Raw genomic sequence first — 15,569 nt, 5'->3', positions numbered from 1 at the left:
GAGACAAGCTCGCTCCCACAGGGATTCGCGTGGCATCGCGGATGGGGATCTACTCCCCCGGCGCTCTGGCATTGAACAGCAGCAGTACATTGCCGCTGTAATCCCCCGGCCGGTAACCGCCCACCGGTTTCTGCGGTTCGATGTCCAGTAGCACCCGCGTCCCCACTGCCGCATCGGCTGCGGACACCACTAGCCGTGGGCGGATGTCGGGGCTCAGCACCACGTGGTTGAAACTCACCCGTAGGGCAATTTCCTCCCCCGGCTTGCCATTGGACAAATAGGCCGCACTGTCCAGACGCGCTTCGATCGCGCTGGTGTCATGCCGCACATCGAAATACTTGCGCACGCTGCTGAGGTTCGAAGTCGGGTAGTCCCAATTGAGTCTCTGTGCCTGGTGAATCCAGCCTGGCTCCGCCGGCAGGATATAAAAGGCCCGGGTGGGGATGGTCAGCGACACTTCGAAAACCTGTTCTTCGCGCGCAGCGCCCGCCAGGGTACTCATCAGCGCAGTGATTGCCGTTGCTGCGACAACAGCGCTTTGCTTGATCATGCTGGTCACCTGTCATGTCCCTCGAAAACAGCCCTCATCGGCTCACCACGTTGATGTGTTTCTTGCTGCTGCCCTCGACCAGAACGAAGCGATACTCGCGCCCCTTTTCCTTGTCGAAAGCAAAGCTCTTGCCGGCCATCACATGGTGTTTGGTCGTTGCCCCGCAGTCGGTTTCCTCCTTCAACGAGCAGCTCTTGAACTCGTCGACGACGATCACCGTATTGCCGCTATTGCGCAGCTCGTAACGGCTGTCGGTTTCGTTGACGACAGAATCGAAGCGGGCGTCTTTGGGCCGAACAAAAAAGATCGTGCCAAACCCGGTCATCACGTTGACCCCCGCCGACAGGTTCTGTTTGTACTCCTCGCGCTCGTCGCCGGTGACTGCGAATTCATCTTCCTTTTCCGGCACCACCGGCAGGAATCGCACGCGGAAATAACGCTCGCGGTCACGTTCACCCATGTACAACAGCCGCGTGCCCTGCATGCCCTTGGCCGGCACGATCAACCGTGCCGGGCTGGCCATCGCGCCATTGCGCGATGCACCGTCTGCGGAGGTCTCGACCGGGATTTCCTGGGGCGTGCCGTCGGCGCCATAGACGATTTCCAGCACGTTGATCTTGACGAACGCGGTGCTGTCGCCGCTGTTGAACACCCGTTTGAGATAGGTGCTTTTATCCCCATCCAGGTAGTCGTACACCGTGCCGACATTGATTTGCGGCCCGGCCTGCGCCGACAGGCAAAACAGGCTGAGCGCTCCCAGAAAACACGCACGCTTCATGTTCTTCGATCCCTTGAAAAATGTAGGTGGCAAGCCCCGGGCGCTCATACTTCCGAGTCCCAGATGATGGTGATCTGGGTGGACATGGTGCCGCTGACGCCGGGCCTGAGCAGGCTGTTGATGGCGTCGCTGGGGATCTCGAAACGCAACATGCCTTCCTTGCGCTCGAGATACTGGCCTGGCTGGAATGGCCCGGCCCAGGAGTTGTGCAACAACAGCATTTGATGGACGGGCCCGCCACCGTTTTGAGTCAATCCGGCGGGCAAGGTCAGCCGCGTCCGCACGTCCGTGACATTGCCTCCGGCGCCGAACATTCTGCAGCGGTCCCCCCCCAACGAATCCCGGCACTGCATCATCACCTTGAAGCGCGAAGAAGCCGAGATATAGAAAAGCTGGTCGCGGTAGATGCTGGTGGGTTTGCGCCCGCCATCTATCCACTGCTGCCAGCCGCCTGCCGGTTCCAGGGAGACCTTGTTACCGCCCGGTGGCAGATCGACTTTGAGGGTGTGCTGCACGTCGAGCACGAAGTTCAGGTTCAGGTGCGGGTCGTCGGCGTAAAACATAGGTCCCGTGTCAAAGTCCATTCCCGTGCCGACGGAGTAGTGCAACGATCCCGTGTACAGCCCGGAGGACATGCCCAAAGGATTGGGTGTGCGCAGTTCATAAGCGAAATCCAGCGTATTGAGGCGTATGGACGGAATGTTGAATGCCGCTACTTTGGTACATGCGTCTTCTACCGGCGTCCTCCAGAAAAAGCGGTAATTAGACTCGGAATAGGCCCCGACCCCGCTGTACAGACAGGGCGCAGGCGCATAGACCCAACTGTTGGTGGTCCAGAGTTTTTGATGCCCTTCGAGTGCGCTTGCTGCACCGGTCAACTTTTGGGCTGTTTCACTCAGTTCGTATTGGGACCCGATTCCGGTGATACGCACTTCGAGGGTTTCGGTTTCCTGAGTTTCCCGATTGGTCACTGTCAGTTGTCGCCAGTTGGCCGGTACTTTTATCGGAATCGCATCGCCAGGGACAAAACTGCGGGCACCGTTGAAGCGGATCGGCACCTGGATGCTGAACATGTTGAATGAAGCACATTGAGTGGGAAAACTGGCGCAATAACCACTGTTAGGCGTCTGATTGACGAACACATTCTTGTTCGGCTGCGAAGGATCCGGCTGGAACAGCGCCCTGATTTCCTGAGTTTCCGCCACGGCCGAAGACACGCTCAACGCCGCCAACACCCCCAGCCAGCCCATAGATTTTTTCATGTTTTCAACCCGCCTTCTGTTCGGTGGAGGTGACGTCGGCCAAGGTGTCCGGCGTGCACCGCAGATCACCGATCATCAACACATTGTTTTCGCTACGGTGACGACTGGCATCGAGGCGGAACTGGCACAGCAACTGGTTGCCCTGGCGCACTTCCAGGGTCGGGGAGCCGGCATTCATTTCCATCGAGAAGAAGCCATCGACTTCGGTCACGCCACGGCTGGCGTGATTGATCACGTGGTGGCCTTTGAGCGGTCGTCCTTGCGGATCGATCAGGCGCCCAAGCACGGTGAGGGTTTTCATTACCCGCACCTTGCGGTACTCCACTCCCCCCTTGTTCAGGTGATAGCGCGAGCGCGCCGGTTCGATGGTCGCCGCAGGAACATGGTTGCCCTCGAAGTCGAAGCTCACCGAACTGTTCTGGTACGCCGTGATCGGGATGAAGTTGCGCCCCGGTTTCAATGCCGCGCTGCCGCCGCTGTAGTCGTCGGCGCGCAGGGCGATGCCATCGATGTCCGACTCGACGTCGACAATCAGCCCGGCGCCGCGCATCTCGTGTTGGCTGGTCAACAGCATTTTCTCGCCGCCGACGACCAGGGTGCTGTCCAGGTTCAGGCCACCGGTGTAGTTGCCGTTGTAGGACGAACGCTGAACGAAGCCATCGCCGTTGATGGCATCGGTGCCGAAGTTGGCCAGGCTCGACAAACCGACGCCATAAGTGTCAGTCAGCGCCGTTACCGAGACGTTTTGCAGCACGTGGTCCTTGAAGTCCCGGCGCCAGCCGAGCGAGGCATTGTTGTCGCGGCCGCCATCACGGTCGGTACGCGAGCCGATGCTGCCGCTGATCTGCTGGCCGGGCGCGCCTATCGCGATGTTCATGCTCAGATCGACACCGCGATTGCGCGCATCGCCGCTGCTGAAACTGCCGGGGCGATCGAACAGCGACAGGCGCCAGTTGGCATCACTGCCAAACAGCACGGTGCGCTGACTCCAGCCCAGGTCCGCTCCCATGCCTTCGACGTTACCCTCACTGTGGGACACCCGGGCATTGATCGAACTTTTACTGCTCAGCCGATGATTGATTGCCAGCGACGAGTTGCTGGCCTCGCCGATAAACACATTGCGTTGCCGCACCCGAGTACCGTCCGGCAGGGTGTCGTAGGTGTTGGTGGTGTCGAGCCAGCTGCGGCTATGGCTGAGCACCAGGCTGCCGGCACCATAGTTGTAGAGGCTTTGCAGGTCGAGGCCGGTGCCGTAGTCCTGGGTCTGGTAGACGTTGGCGTACAGGCTGATGTGATTGGCCAGGGTCCAGTCGATGGACGTGCCGTATTGCAGTTTTTCGCGAATCTGCCGCGCCGACAGGCCGAGAATCACCCGCGGGTGCATCAGGTAGTTAACCGAAGCGCCGGCGGTCGGACTGCCGCTGGACTGCTGGTCCCAGTTGCTGAGCAGCTTGCTTTCTTCACCGGCAAACAGGTTGTAGCGCCAGCGTTCGTCGTGGTTGCGCCAGTTATTGGGCTTGTACACCAGCTCCTGGGTGGTGGAGGTGATCTGGCCGTCTTCGATCAGGCGCACTTCCACTTCGTAGATGCCGCCCGGCAGAGGCCGGGTATCGAGGGTCTGCAAACCGGCGGGTACGGATTGGGTATTGATCAACAAGCCATCGCGATAGATCTCCACCGAGCCCTGGCGATTGGCCGTGACATAGATCGGGTAGACGCTCGGCGTGGGGCTGTTGATCGCCAGGCTGTCGGAGCTGCCGTACATGAGGCCGACGGCGGTATCGGGGCTGTTGCCGAACGTACGCGGTTGGCGCGTCAGCCCTTCGGAAGAGGGGGTGAAATACCCCAGGCGCAGGAAACTGCCTTGCAGTTCGCGTTGGGTGTAAAGCTCGTGGATTGCGTGGTAAAGCTTGTCATCCGGACCGCCCAGACGGGCCAGTTGCATGTTGAAGGCCTGACTCCAGTTACCCAGGCTGCTGCTGGCTTCGAGGCCGAAACGCCCGCCCAGATCCTGGTCCTGACCGCCATTGAGATTGAGCTGGTTACGGACCATCAAGCCGCTGCTGCCACCCTCGGGCTGCTCGTGATAACGCTTGGCCTGCACATCGCGTTCGGCGTTTTCGGTGAGGATCGAAAGCAGGGAGCTTTCCAGGTTGTAGTGCACGGCCAGCACTTGATCGGGACATTGACCGGTGCAATTGCCCAGAGGTACGCCAGGCTTGAGGTAAGCGGCCCATTTTTCCCGCTCGGCGGCGCCATAACGGTTTTCACTGGTGTCAGTGAATTCGAGCAAGGTGACGCGATCATCCCGCGAGAGCACCACCATGGCCTCCCCCAGAGGCTGATGATCGAGTTCAACCCGAACCGCCAGGGGCACGTCGAAAAAGTGCTCCTCGAAATCCGCCGGCAGGCCTTTGGCCTGAGCCAATAGACTTCGCGGTGTCGTACCGACGGAAACAGGAGCTGCCGCCGCACTGGCACAAAACAACAGCGCAAGCGCAGCCGCGATGGGGGTCATCGGGAACATGAACACGTACTCTGATTACGAACAGATGAAGTCCGGCAAGGCGGACAATGTGTCGCCCCGCCGGTTTCCGTCAGCTTTGCAGTTGACGCTTTATGCAGGCTTGCCGCTTACGGGCCGGCAGGTGGAACCGCGTCGAAGGTCATGGCAACCACACCGGTGTAATCGCCCGGTTGAAAGGTGGTGCCTTTGGCGCTGATTTTCAGCGGTGCACGGAAGTTGACGTCGGATTCCGCCTCACCCACGACCATCTGCGGAGTGGTGGTCAGTTCCTTGCCGTTGATTTCCACTTTCAGATCGATGCTGTTGGCGCCGGCGATCAGTTTGGGAGCCGTGACCACGCTGGCGTGAACCGAACCGCTGTTGTTGCGCATGTCAAAGAAGCCGTTGACCTCACCCATCTTGGCAGTGGCCGGGTTGTAGTCCATGGGCTGGTCTTTATTGACCAGATCCGGGTCGGTCGGTACCACGTAGAAGCCGTTGGTCGGCACGTGGGCGACGATGTTGATGGAGTGATTGGCCTCGCCCGCAGCGAATGCCGAGGAGGCGCTCATTGCCAGAACAGCCAGAGGGACGGCGATTGCGAGTTTCTTGAGCATTGTTCAGTTCCTGTTTTCTTTTAAGGATTCGGTTCATTGAAAGTTCAAACAACGCTGTCACCTGTCGACCGTGTTGCTTTGAACTTTCAACGCCAGGGCATGATCGGCTGTTGCTTCCTGAAAGTAAGCAGGCAACTTCCTAGAACCTCGTAGTTAAACCACCCCAGACCTCGAAAGAAAAAAGATCAAATAACTCAAATACTTATTTATTACTGTAAGCCATCCCCTACATACAGTTTTGTGCAAAAAACCATACAGCAAATGCAATCAACAAACATTAGGGAAGAAGTACTTTTAGAATATAAACTCCATTTAATTAGAGCCATAGCTTTAACTTTCAAGTTACTCACTCCGGTTCGTTCAACTAAAAATAGCTGTTGCCATGTGGATCTGGATTTGCCTCGCCTACCCTCCCGCCTGCCATTAAATGAAAACATTTCTCAACAAATGGGTTGCAAGACTTAAAGATATATCTTACGTTGTATCTAAACACGACGAGAGAACGCAAAAATGAGAGACCATCATTCCCCCCATCGCGAACACGCTGACCACCGTGACGGCTTCGAGAAACGTTCCGGCCGCGAACGCGGTGGCCGTGGCCCACGGGTATTTGCCCCCGGTGACCTGAAGCTGCTGCTGCTGGATTTGATCGCCGACCAGCCATGTCACGGTTACGACCTGATCCGCCAGATCGAAGGCATGTTCGACGGTGCCTACAGTCCCAGCCCCGGTGTGATTTATCCAACCCTGACGTTTCTGGAAGAGAGCGATCTGATCCAGGGCGATGCCGACGGCGGAAAAAAACGCTACACCGCCACCGATGCCGGTCGTCTATCGCTTATTGAGCAGAAGGTTGCGCTGGATGGCGTGCGCATGCGCATCGACGTCAGCAAGCGCTCGTTGCGTGGTCATGACCGCCCGGCAGAGATCCACGAAGCAGTGCATAACCTGCGTCATGCCCTGCAAATGCACCATGGCCGCTGGAGTCCGGACGAGATCCTGCGGGTACGTGACCTGCTCAACAACACTGCCCGGGCCATCGTCGACGGTCCCGCCGTTCAACCTGTTCAGGAGAAAGCCGAATGACTGAAGTGATGAAGCCCACCATTCACCGCGTCATGCACGAGATCAAACGCCGTCGTCTGGAAGTGCTGCGGGTAGTCGACCTGACCCCGCGCATGCGCCGCATCACCCTGGGCGGTCCCGAACTGGCAGGTTTTATCAGCCTGGGCACTGACGACCACGTCAAGCTGCTGTTCCCGCAGAACGCCGAGCAGGCAGCTGCGCTGGACACCCTTGTGTTGGGTGCCGGCAAGGACAGCGGACCGCTGCCGGAAATGCGCGACTACACCCCACGCCGCTACGACCTGGATGCCATGGAGCTGGACATCGACTTTGTCCTGCACGGCGATGGCCCTGCCTCGACTTGGGCCGAACAAGCCAGACCCGGGCAGTACCTGCACATCGGCGGGCCACGCGGCTCAATGATCGTGCCGGACATCTTCGACAGCTATTTGCTGATTGGTGATGAAACCGCCCTGCCCGCCATCGCCCGCCGCCTGGAGGGGCTTGCGGCCAATCGGCGTGCCCTGGTGATCATCGAGATCGAGAACGGCAAAGAGCAGCAGGTGCTGGAGAGCCCAGCCGAGGTCAGTGTGATCTGGGTGTTGCGCGAGGGCGGCAAAGACCATTTGCTCAGCACCGTGCGCCAGGTGCAGGTACCGACCGGCAGCCTGTATGCCTGGGTGGCGACCGAGAGCAAGGTGTCGCGGCAGATTCGCCGGGTGCTGCTCGATGAGCACGGGCTGGACGATCAATTCGTCAAGACGGTGGGTTACTGGAAGTTGGGCGACAGCGACGAGGAGTGAACGCCGCAAGGTCGCCCTCAATCCTGAAATCTGTGGGAGCGAGCTCGCTCCTACAGTGAGCGTTGGTTACCAGCTTTTACCAGCCAGCGATCCAGCCCTATCAGCACCAGCGCAATCAGCACAAACCCCGTCAGCAACCCACCGGCGTTGATAAACACCTGTGGATAACCCAGTTTGCTGACATCGGCGAAGGGATACGGGTACACCGCCAGCAAATGCCCACGCAACAGCACATAGGCGAAATACGCCAGCGGATAAATCAGCCACAAACCGATGTGCCGAACGCGCAACGCCCCCTTGGCAACACAGCACCACCAATAACCGAAGTACAGCAGCGGCATGACGTCATGCAGTAATTCGTCGGCGATCCATTGCCAGCCTTCGGGATGCCACAGATGGCGCAACAGGATGCTGTAGGCCAACCCGACCACCGCGATGCTCACCGCCACCCCGCTGCTGACCCATGGCTGCAAGAACCAGCGTCGGGCGGCCGAGTCGCGGGACGTCCATGCGCAGGTCAACACCGTGGCGACCAGGGTGTTGCTCAGCACCGTGAAGTAGCTGAAGAAACTCATCAAACCACCGACCAGACTGGCTTCCAGCGTCCAGCGCGAATAAAGGATCAGGTACATCTGTATGCTCAATCCCGCCCAGCCGAGCACCGCCGCCACGGCGACAAAACGGCGCTGCATACAGGGTTTGATCATGTTCAGAGCGGACGCTTGGTACGCATCAGCTTCACGTACAAACGCTCGACCTTTTCTCGCGCCCACGGCGTTTTTCGCAGGAATGTCAGGCTCGACTTGATGCTCGGATCAGTTTTGAAGCAGCGGATATCGATACGTTCGGCAAGTCCCGACCACTCATAGTGTGCAACCAGCGCATTGAGGATCTGTTCCAGCGTCACGCCATGCAGCGGGTCAGGGTTGTGTTCGGTCATGCCGGGCCTTCAAGCAGAGAGGGGATGGAAAGCCGCGCACCTTAGCTGACAGGCGGTTCGGGTGGAAGGCTTGAGTGCGTCATGGGTAACTGTAGGTGAGCGCGCAGCAACTGTTACCAAATCCGAAAGGCTGCATGTCGGTAAAAGCACTTTCTCTATTTGTAACAGAACATTATCCTTGCGCCCGCCCTAGCTGAAACGCTTCATCTCATCAGCTGCTTTCCGTTTTATCCCCAGAAAAAGATCAAGAATTACCCCATGCCTTATTTTGGATTCACTAGAGACAGCGCTGTCTCAAAGCCCGCTGCATACCGGAAAACCACAAATCTGCTGAGCACTGTCGCGGCACTGAGCTTCGCTGGCTGCGCTCATGCGGCACCGGCTTTCGACAGTGACTCGCCGTGGATGCTCGGCGACTGGAACGGCACTCGCACGGAGCTTGCGGAAAAAGGCTACGACTTCAAGATCGATTACACCGGTGAGATGGGCAGCAATCTGCACGGCGGCTACGACCACGACCACACCGCTCGCTACAGCGATCAATTTGCCCTGGGCACCCATCTGGATCTGCAGAAGATCCTCGGCTGGCGCGACGCCGAGTTCCAGCTGACCATCACCGAGCGCAGCGGCAACAACATCAGCAATGACCGCATCAACGATCCACGTGTCGGCGGGTTCACCTCGGCCCAGGAGGTTTGGGGTCGCGGCCAGACCACACGCCTGACGCAGATGTGGTACCAGCAGAAATTCTTCGAGCAGAAACTCGATATCAAGGCCGGTCGCTTCGGTGAAGGCGAGGACTTCAACAGCTTCCCCTGCGACTTCCAGAACCTGGCATTCTGCGGCTCCCAGGTCGGCAACTGGGTCGGCGGCATCTGGTACAACTGGCCGGTCAGCCAGTGGGCGCTGCGGGTCAAATATCACCTGACGCCGTCGCTGTACGCACAGATCGGTGCCTATGAGCAGAACCCGTCAAACCTTGATCGCGACAATGGCTTCAAGCTCAGCGGCAGCGGCACTCAAGGCGCAGTGTTGCCGGTGGAGCTGGTATGGGCGCCGACGCTCAACGGCCTGCCCGGTGAATATCGCACCGGTTACTACTACAGCAGCGCCAAGGCCAGTGACGTCTACAAGGACAGCAATGGCCAGCCGGCCGCCCTGAGTGGCGAGGCGTATCGCAGTGCATCGAGCAAGCATGGCGTGTGGTTCGGCGCTCAACAGCAGGTCACCAGCCTGGCCAGCGACCATTCAAGGGGACTGAACCTGTTCGCCAACATCACGATGCACGACAAGAAAACCAATGCCATCGACAACTATGTCCAGGCAGGCGTCGTCTACAAGGGGCCGTTTGATGCCCGCGCCAAGGACGACATCGGTTTCGCCATGGCCCGCGTCCACGTCAACCCGGCCTATCGCAAGAACGCCGAAGCGAGCAATCAGGCCCACGCGGTGTACGACTATGACGATCCGTCCTATCTGCCGCCGCAGGACACCGAATACAGCGCCGAACTCTATTACGGCGTGCACGTCACGAATTGGCTGACCGTGCGCCCGAACCTGCAATACATCCGCCATCCCGGTGGGGTGAACGAGGTGGATGACGCGTTGATCGGGGGACTCAAGATCCAGTCCTCATTCTGACCCGCCTCAAACGCCCAATGTGGGAATGCATTAATCCAACCAGTTTGAACTGAACCATGCCCGCGCTGGATCGTCATCTACAGTGACTACAGCGCGACACACTTTGAAACGTCACGGAGAATCACACTATGAGCACTGATGGTGCCTTGGGTCGAAGCCGTCTATGGCCGACCCTGCTCGGCATTCTGCTTCTGCTAATGGGCCTGGCCATGCTGGCCGGGGGGATCAAGCTGAGCATGCTCGGCGGCTCGCTGTACTACCTGCTGGCCGGGATCGGCTTCGGACTGAGCGGCGTGCTGCTGATCGCCCGCCGTCGTGCGGCACTGGGCCTGTATGCGCTGGTGCTGTTCGCCAGCACCGTCTGGGCCTTGTGGGAAGTGGGTCTGGACTGGTGGCAACTGGTGCCGCGCCTGTCGCTGTGGTTTGCCCTGGGCGTGGTATTGCTGCTGCCGTGGTTCCGCCGTCCATTGCTCGTTGATGGTCCTGCGCCCATGGGCACCGCGGCCCTGAGCGTGGCCGTGGTCCTGGCGGGCGCAACCGCCGTGGCCAGCCAGTTCACTCATCCGGGCGAAACCTTCGGCGAATTGGGTCGTGACAGCGCTGACACAACCAGCACCGCACCGCAGATGCCCGACGGCGACTGGCAGGCTTATGGCCGTACCGAGTTCGGTGACCGTTATTCGCCGCTCAAGCAAATCACCCCGGCCAACGTCGGCAAGTTGCAGGAAGCCTGGCGCATCCAGACCGGCGATCTGCCGACTGCCGATGACCCGGTGGAGCTGACCAACGAAAACACCCCGCTCAAGGCCAACGGCATGATCTATGCCTGCACGGCCCACAGCAAAGTGCTGGCGCTGGACCCGGACACCGGTAAGGAACTCTGGCGTTTCGACCCGCAGATCAAGAGTCCGGTGGGCTTCAAGGGCTTCGCCCACATGACCTGCCGTGGCGTGTCGTACTACGACGAAGCCGCCTACGCCAAGACTGAAAATGCAGCGTCCGCCGTTATTTCCGACGCCGGCAAAACCGTTGCTCAGGCTTGCCCGCGCCGCTTGTACCTGCCTACCGCCGATGCACGCCTGATCGCTTTGAACGCCGACACCGGCAAGATCTGCGAAGGCTTTGGCAACAAGGGTGTGGTCGATCTGACCCAGGGCATCGGCCCGTTCACCCCGGGCGGCTACTACTCGACGTCGCCTGCCGCGATCACCCGTGACCTGGTGATCATGGGCGGTCACGTCACCGACAACGAGTCGACCAACGAACCGTCCGGTGTGATCCGCGCTTACGACGTGCGCGACGGTCATCTGGTGTGGAACTGGGACAGCAACAACCCGGACGCCACCGAACCACTGGCCCCTGGCCAGATCTACAGCCGCAACTCGGCCAACATGTGGTCGCTGGCCAGCGTCGACGAAAAACTCGGCATGGTCTACCTGCCACTGGGCAACCAGACCCCTGACCAGTGGGGCGCCGACCGTACCCCAGGCGCCGAGAAGTTCAGCGCTGGCCTGGTCGCACTGGACCTGGCCACCGGCAAAGTGCGCTGGAACTACCAGTTCACCCACCATGACCTGTGGGACATGGACGTCGGCAGCCAGCCAACCTTGCTGGACATGAAAACCGCCGACGGCATCAAGCCGGCCGTGATCCAGCCGACCAAGCAGGGCAGCCTGTACGTGCTCGACCGTCGTGACGGCACGCCGATCATCCCGATCCGCGAGATCCCGGTACCGCAAGGCGCGGTCCAGGGCGATCACACTGCCCCGACCCAGGCCCGTTCGGATCTGAACCTGCTGGCTCCGGAACTGACCGAAAAAGCCATGTGGGGCGCGAGCCCGTTTGATCAACTGCTGTGCCGCATCCAGTTCAAGGAGCTGCGCTACGAAGGCCAATACACCCCGCCATCGGAACAGGGCAGCCTGATTTATCCGGGTAACGTCGGCGTGTTCAACTGGGGCGGCGTGTCGGTCGACCCGGTGCGGCAGATGCTGTTCACCAGCCCGAACTACATGGCGTTCGTCTCGAAAATGGTGCCACGCGCCAAGGTCGAGGCCGGCAGCAAGCGTGAAAGCGAAACCGCCGGCGTGCAACCGAACACCGGTGCGCCTTACGCAGTGATCATGCACCCGCTGATGTCGCCGTTCGGCGTACCCTGCCAGGCACCGGCCTGGGGTTACGTGGCCGGTATCGACCTGACCACCGGCAAAGTTGTGTGGAAACGCAAGAACGGCACCAGCCGCGACAGCTCGCCCATCCCTATCGGCATGAACCTCGGCGTGCCGAGCATGGGCGGTTCGATGGTCACGGCCGGCGGCGTCGGCTTCCTCAGCGGCACCCTGGACCAGTACCTGCGCGCCTATGACGTCAACAGCGGCAAGGAACTGTGGAAGTCGCGCCTGCCCGCAGGCGGCCAGGCAACCCCGATGACCTACACCGGCAAGGACGGCAAGCAATACGTACTGCTGGTCGTCGGCGGTCACGGTTCGCTGGGCACCAAGATGGGTGACTATGTGATTGCGTACAAACTGTCCGAGTAAGTTTCAGCGGCAGTAAAAGCCAAGGCGATACCCTCACGGGTGTCGCCTTTTTTTATACACAAATATTGCACCACCCCTCCCACAGGAGGCAGTGCCTGCGACAAATCCAGCTAACCTGTCTGTCTACTGAACACGCCCCGGAAACATCCATTCACATTGATCCATCATTGAAACCACCACCAACCTGCCCCATCTAAGACCCATACCCATTGCGCAGGTGCCCAAATGAGCGACCAGCAAGCCTTCCCCGAAGACCCGAGCGAATACGCCGATCCGGAAAACGCCGAACACCAGGCCCCCGGCAAAGGCCTCGCCCTGCCCGGCCAGAACCTGCCGGACAAGGTCTACATCATTCCGATCCACAACCGCCCTTTCTTTCCGGCCCAGGTGCTGCCGGTGATCGTCAATGAAGAGCCGTGGGCCGAAACCCTCGACCTGGTGGCCAAGTCCGAGCACCACTCCCTGGCCCTGTTCTACATGGACACGCCCCAGGAAGACCCGCGCCATTTCGACACCTCCGCCCTGCCGCTGTACGGCACGCTGGTCAAGGTGCACCACGCCAGCCGCGAGAACGGCAAACTGCAATTCGTCGCCCAGGGCCTGACCCGTGTACGCCTGAAGACCTGGCTCAAGCATCATCGTCCGCCGTACCTGGTGGAAGTCGAGTATCCGCATCAACCCACCGAGCCGACCGACGAGGTCAAGGCCTATGGCATGGCCCTGATCAATGCGATCAAGGAGCTGCTGCCACTCAACCCGCTGTACAGCGAAGAACTGAAAAACTACCTCAACCGCTTCAGCCCCAACGACCCGTCGCCGCTGACCGACTTCGCCGCCGCCCTCACTTCGGCGACAGGTAGTGAACTGCAGGAAGTACTCGACTGTGTGCCCATGCTCAAGCGCATGGAAAAAGTCCTGCCGATGTTGCGCAAGGAAGTAGAAGTCGCGCGCCTGCAAAAAGAGATTTCCGCCGAGGTAAACCGCAAGATCGGTGAGCACCAACGCGAGTTCTTCCTCAAGGAACAACTCAAGGTCATCCAGCAGGAGCTGGGGCTGACCAAGGACGACCGCAGCGCTGATCTCGAGCAATTCGAACAGCGACTGGAGGGTAAAGTCCTGCCGGCGCAGGTGCAGAAGCGCCTCGAAGAAGAAATGAACAAGCTGTCGATCCTCGAAACCGGCTCACCGGAATACGCGGTAACCCGTAACTACATCGATTGGGCGACCTCGGTGCCCTGGGGCGTGTACGGCGAGGACAAGCTCGATCTCAAGCACGCACGCAAGGTGCTGGACAAACACCATGCGGGTCTTGACGACATCAAGGACCGCATCCTCGAATTCCTCGCGGTCGGCGCCTACAAAGGCGAGATCAGCGGCTCCATTGTCCTGCTGGTCGGCCCGCCGGGCGTGGGCAAGACCAGCGTCGGCAAATCCATCGCCGAGTCCCTCGGCCGGCCGTTCTACCGCTTCAGCCTTGGCGGTATGCGCGATGAAGCCGAGATCAAGGGCCATCGCCGCACCTACATCGGCGCACAGCCGGGCAAACTGGTGCAGGCGCTGAAAGACGTCGAAGTGATGAACCCGGTGATCATGCTCGACGAGATCGACAAGATGGGCCAGAGCTACCAGGGCGACCCGGCCTCGGCACTGCTGGAAACCCTTGACCCCGAGCAGAACGTCGAATTCCTCGACCACTATCTCGACCTGCGCATGGACCTGTCGAAGGTGCTGTTCGTCTGCACCGCCAACACCCTGGACTCGATCCCCGGCCCGCTGCTGGACCGGATGGAAGTGATTCGTCTGTCGGGCTACATCACCGAAGAAAAAGTCGCCATCGCCAAGCGCCACCTGTGGCCCAAGCAGCTTGAGAAAGCCGGCGTGTCCAAAGGCAGCCTGAGCATCAGCGACAGCGCCCTCAAGGCGCTGGTCGACGGTTATGCCCGGGAAGCCGGCGTGCGTCAGCTGGAAAAAAACCTCGGCAAACTGGTGCGTAAGGCGGTGATGAAACTGCTCGAGGAACCGAAAGCGGTGATCAAGCTCGGCCCTAAGGATCTGGAGGCCTCCCTTGGCAAACCGGTGTTCCGTAACGAGCAGGTACTGTCCGGCGTCGGCGTCATCACGGGTCTGGCCTGGACCAGCATGGGCGGCGCGACCCTGCCGATCGAAGCGACACGAATTCACACGCTCAATCGCGGCTTCAAGCTCACCGGGCAACTGGGTGACGTGATGAAAGAGTCCGCGGAAATCGCCTACAGCTACGTGAGCTCCCACCTGAAGATGTTTGGTGGCGATGCGAAGTTCTTCGACGAAGCCTTCGTGCACTTGCACGTACCGGAAGGCGCCACACCGAAGGACGGCCCGAGCGCCGGCGTGACCATGGCCAGTGCCTTGCTGTCGCTGGCGCGCAATCAGCCGCCGAAAAAAGGTGTGGCCATGACCGGCGAACTGACGTTGACCGGGCATGTGCTGCCGATTGGTGGGGTGCGCGAGAAAGTGATTGCGGCGCGACGGCAGAAGATCTTCGAACTGATTCTGCCGGAAGCGAATCGGGGGAATTTCGAGGAGTTGCCGGAGTATCTGAAGGAAGGCATTACCGTGCACTTTGCCAAGCGCTTTGCGGATGTGGCGAAGGTGTTGTTCTGACCAGACGATCGTTCTGCTGGCAAAAATTTGATTTGAAAGAAGTCCCCGCGCTACGCGGGTGCTTCTTTTACCAAACCCAAGCGGATTAGATAATTTTATATTACCAAGTACATCAGATAATATCAGCAACAAGAAAACCAGGCTTCGCAATCCAGACCTTGGCAATAAAAACCATCTCTCCCCAAGCAAAACACTCTAAAAAACTGACAGATCTGACAGTATTC

12 protein-coding genes are annotated in these 15,569 nt (G+C 59.6%); 5 read left to right on the top strand and 7 right to left on the bottom strand.

The window, feature by feature from the left end:
- Positions 1–49: 49 nt before the first annotated feature.
- From EIY72_RS24825 to EIY72_RS24805, 5 genes are all read right to left on the bottom strand, one after another.
- Complete coding sequence (locus EIY72_RS24825; protein WP_093214542.1) at positions 50–550, bottom strand: CS1 type fimbrial major subunit; 501 nt, start codon at positions 548–550, stop codon at positions 50–52.
- A gap of 34 nt (positions 551–584) precedes the next feature.
- Positions 585–1,328: a pilus assembly protein gene (locus EIY72_RS24820; RefSeq protein WP_093214538.1), complete on the bottom strand. Its 744-nt coding sequence runs from the start codon at positions 1,326–1,328 to the stop codon at positions 585–587.
- A 44-nt stretch (positions 1,329–1,372) separates the two neighbouring features.
- Positions 1,373–2,578, bottom strand: a complete 1,206-nt coding sequence (locus EIY72_RS24815) for a hypothetical protein (RefSeq protein ID WP_243701731.1) — start codon at positions 2,576–2,578, stop codon at positions 1,373–1,375.
- A 16-nt stretch (positions 2,579–2,594) separates the two neighbouring features.
- Positions 2,595–5,117, bottom strand: coding sequence for a CS1-pili formation C-terminal domain-containing protein (locus tag EIY72_RS24810; protein WP_093214535.1), 2,523 nt, complete (start codon positions 5,115–5,117; stop codon positions 2,595–2,597).
- 107 nt (positions 5,118–5,224) lie between these two features.
- Positions 5,225–5,713 (bottom strand): CS1 type fimbrial major subunit, encoded by a 489-nt coding sequence (locus EIY72_RS24805; RefSeq protein ID WP_093214529.1) that lies wholly within the window; start codon positions 5,711–5,713, stop codon positions 5,225–5,227.
- Between the two features lie 510 nt (positions 5,714–6,223).
- On the opposite strand from EIY72_RS24805, the gene EIY72_RS24800 reads away from it, so the two are divergent.
- Entirely contained in the window at positions 6,224–6,799 is a 576-nt protein-coding gene (locus EIY72_RS24800) for a PadR family transcriptional regulator (RefSeq protein ID WP_093214526.1), read from the top strand.
- A complete protein-coding gene (locus EIY72_RS24795) occupies positions 6,796–7,581 on the top strand; it encodes a siderophore-interacting protein (RefSeq protein WP_093214523.1) in 786 nt (261 codons plus the stop codon). Before EIY72_RS24800 ends, EIY72_RS24795 begins: the two co-directional genes overlap by 4 nt.
- Positions 7,582–7,631: 50 nt before the next feature.
- Here EIY72_RS24795 and EIY72_RS24790 read toward each other — a convergent pair whose 3' ends face one another.
- Positions 7,632–8,288 carry a Pr6Pr family membrane protein gene (locus EIY72_RS24790; protein WP_093214519.1) on the bottom strand — a complete coding sequence of 219 codons (657 nt, stop codon included), beginning with the start codon at positions 8,286–8,288 and terminating at the stop codon, positions 7,632–7,634.
- A gap of 2 nt (positions 8,289–8,290) precedes the next feature.
- Positions 8,291–8,521 (bottom strand): VF530 family protein, encoded by a 231-nt coding sequence (locus EIY72_RS24785; RefSeq protein WP_093214516.1) that lies wholly within the window; start codon positions 8,519–8,521, stop codon positions 8,291–8,293.
- A gap of 258 nt (positions 8,522–8,779) precedes the next feature.
- Between EIY72_RS24785 and EIY72_RS24780 the strand changes: the two genes are divergently transcribed.
- From EIY72_RS24780 to lon, 3 genes are all read left to right on the top strand, one after another.
- Positions 8,780–10,162: a carbohydrate porin gene (locus EIY72_RS24780; RefSeq protein WP_093214514.1), complete on the top strand. Its 1,383-nt coding sequence runs from the start codon at positions 8,780–8,782 to the stop codon at positions 10,160–10,162.
- Between the two features lie 128 nt (positions 10,163–10,290).
- On the top strand, positions 10,291–12,702 hold the full coding sequence (locus EIY72_RS24775; protein ID WP_093214511.1) for a glucose/quinate/shikimate family membrane-bound PQQ-dependent dehydrogenase: 2,412 nt from the start codon (positions 10,291–10,293) through the stop codon (positions 12,700–12,702).
- Between the two features lie 225 nt (positions 12,703–12,927).
- Positions 12,928–15,345, top strand: coding sequence for an endopeptidase La (gene lon / locus EIY72_RS24770; protein ID WP_093214505.1), 2,418 nt, complete (start codon positions 12,928–12,930; stop codon positions 15,343–15,345).
- The last annotated feature ends 224 nt before the right edge of the window (positions 15,346–15,569 follow it).

This window comes from Pseudomonas vancouverensis (assembly GCF_004348895.1).
Taxonomy (GTDB): domain Bacteria; phylum Pseudomonadota; class Gammaproteobacteria; order Pseudomonadales; family Pseudomonadaceae; genus Aquipseudomonas; species Aquipseudomonas vancouverensis.
Note: the sequence above shows the minus strand (reverse complement) of the source record. Positions and strands in the feature narration are given on the sequence as shown.

Coding starts and splice junctions, on each gene's coding strand:
- EIY72_RS24825 (WP_093214542.1), bottom strand. CDS start 550: ATGATCAAGCAAAGCGCTGTTGTCGCAGCAACGGCAATCACTGCGCTG.
- EIY72_RS24820 (WP_093214538.1), bottom strand. CDS start 1,328: ATGAAGCGTGCGTGTTTTCTGGGAGCGCTCAGCCTGTTTTGCCTGTCG.
- EIY72_RS24815 (WP_243701731.1), bottom strand. CDS start 2,578: ATGGGCTGGCTGGGGGTGTTGGCGGCGTTGAGCGTGTCTTCGGCCGTG.
- EIY72_RS24810 (WP_093214535.1), bottom strand. CDS start 5,117: ATGTTCCCGATGACCCCCATCGCGGCTGCGCTTGCGCTGTTGTTTTGT.
- EIY72_RS24805 (WP_093214529.1), bottom strand. CDS start 5,713: ATGCTCAAGAAACTCGCAATCGCCGTCCCTCTGGCTGTTCTGGCAATG.
- EIY72_RS24800 (WP_093214526.1), top strand. CDS start 6,224: ATGAGAGACCATCATTCCCCCCATCGCGAACACGCTGACCACCGTGAC.
- EIY72_RS24795 (WP_093214523.1), top strand. CDS start 6,796: ATGACTGAAGTGATGAAGCCCACCATTCACCGCGTCATGCACGAGATC.
- EIY72_RS24790 (WP_093214519.1), bottom strand. CDS start 8,288: ATGATCAAACCCTGTATGCAGCGCCGTTTTGTCGCCGTGGCGGCGGTG.
- EIY72_RS24785 (WP_093214516.1), bottom strand. CDS start 8,521: ATGACCGAACACAACCCTGACCCGCTGCATGGCGTGACGCTGGAACAG.
- EIY72_RS24780 (WP_093214514.1), top strand. CDS start 8,780: ATGCCTTATTTTGGATTCACTAGAGACAGCGCTGTCTCAAAGCCCGCT.
- EIY72_RS24775 (WP_093214511.1), top strand. CDS start 10,291: ATGAGCACTGATGGTGCCTTGGGTCGAAGCCGTCTATGGCCGACCCTG.
- lon (WP_093214505.1), top strand. CDS start 12,928: ATGAGCGACCAGCAAGCCTTCCCCGAAGACCCGAGCGAATACGCCGAT.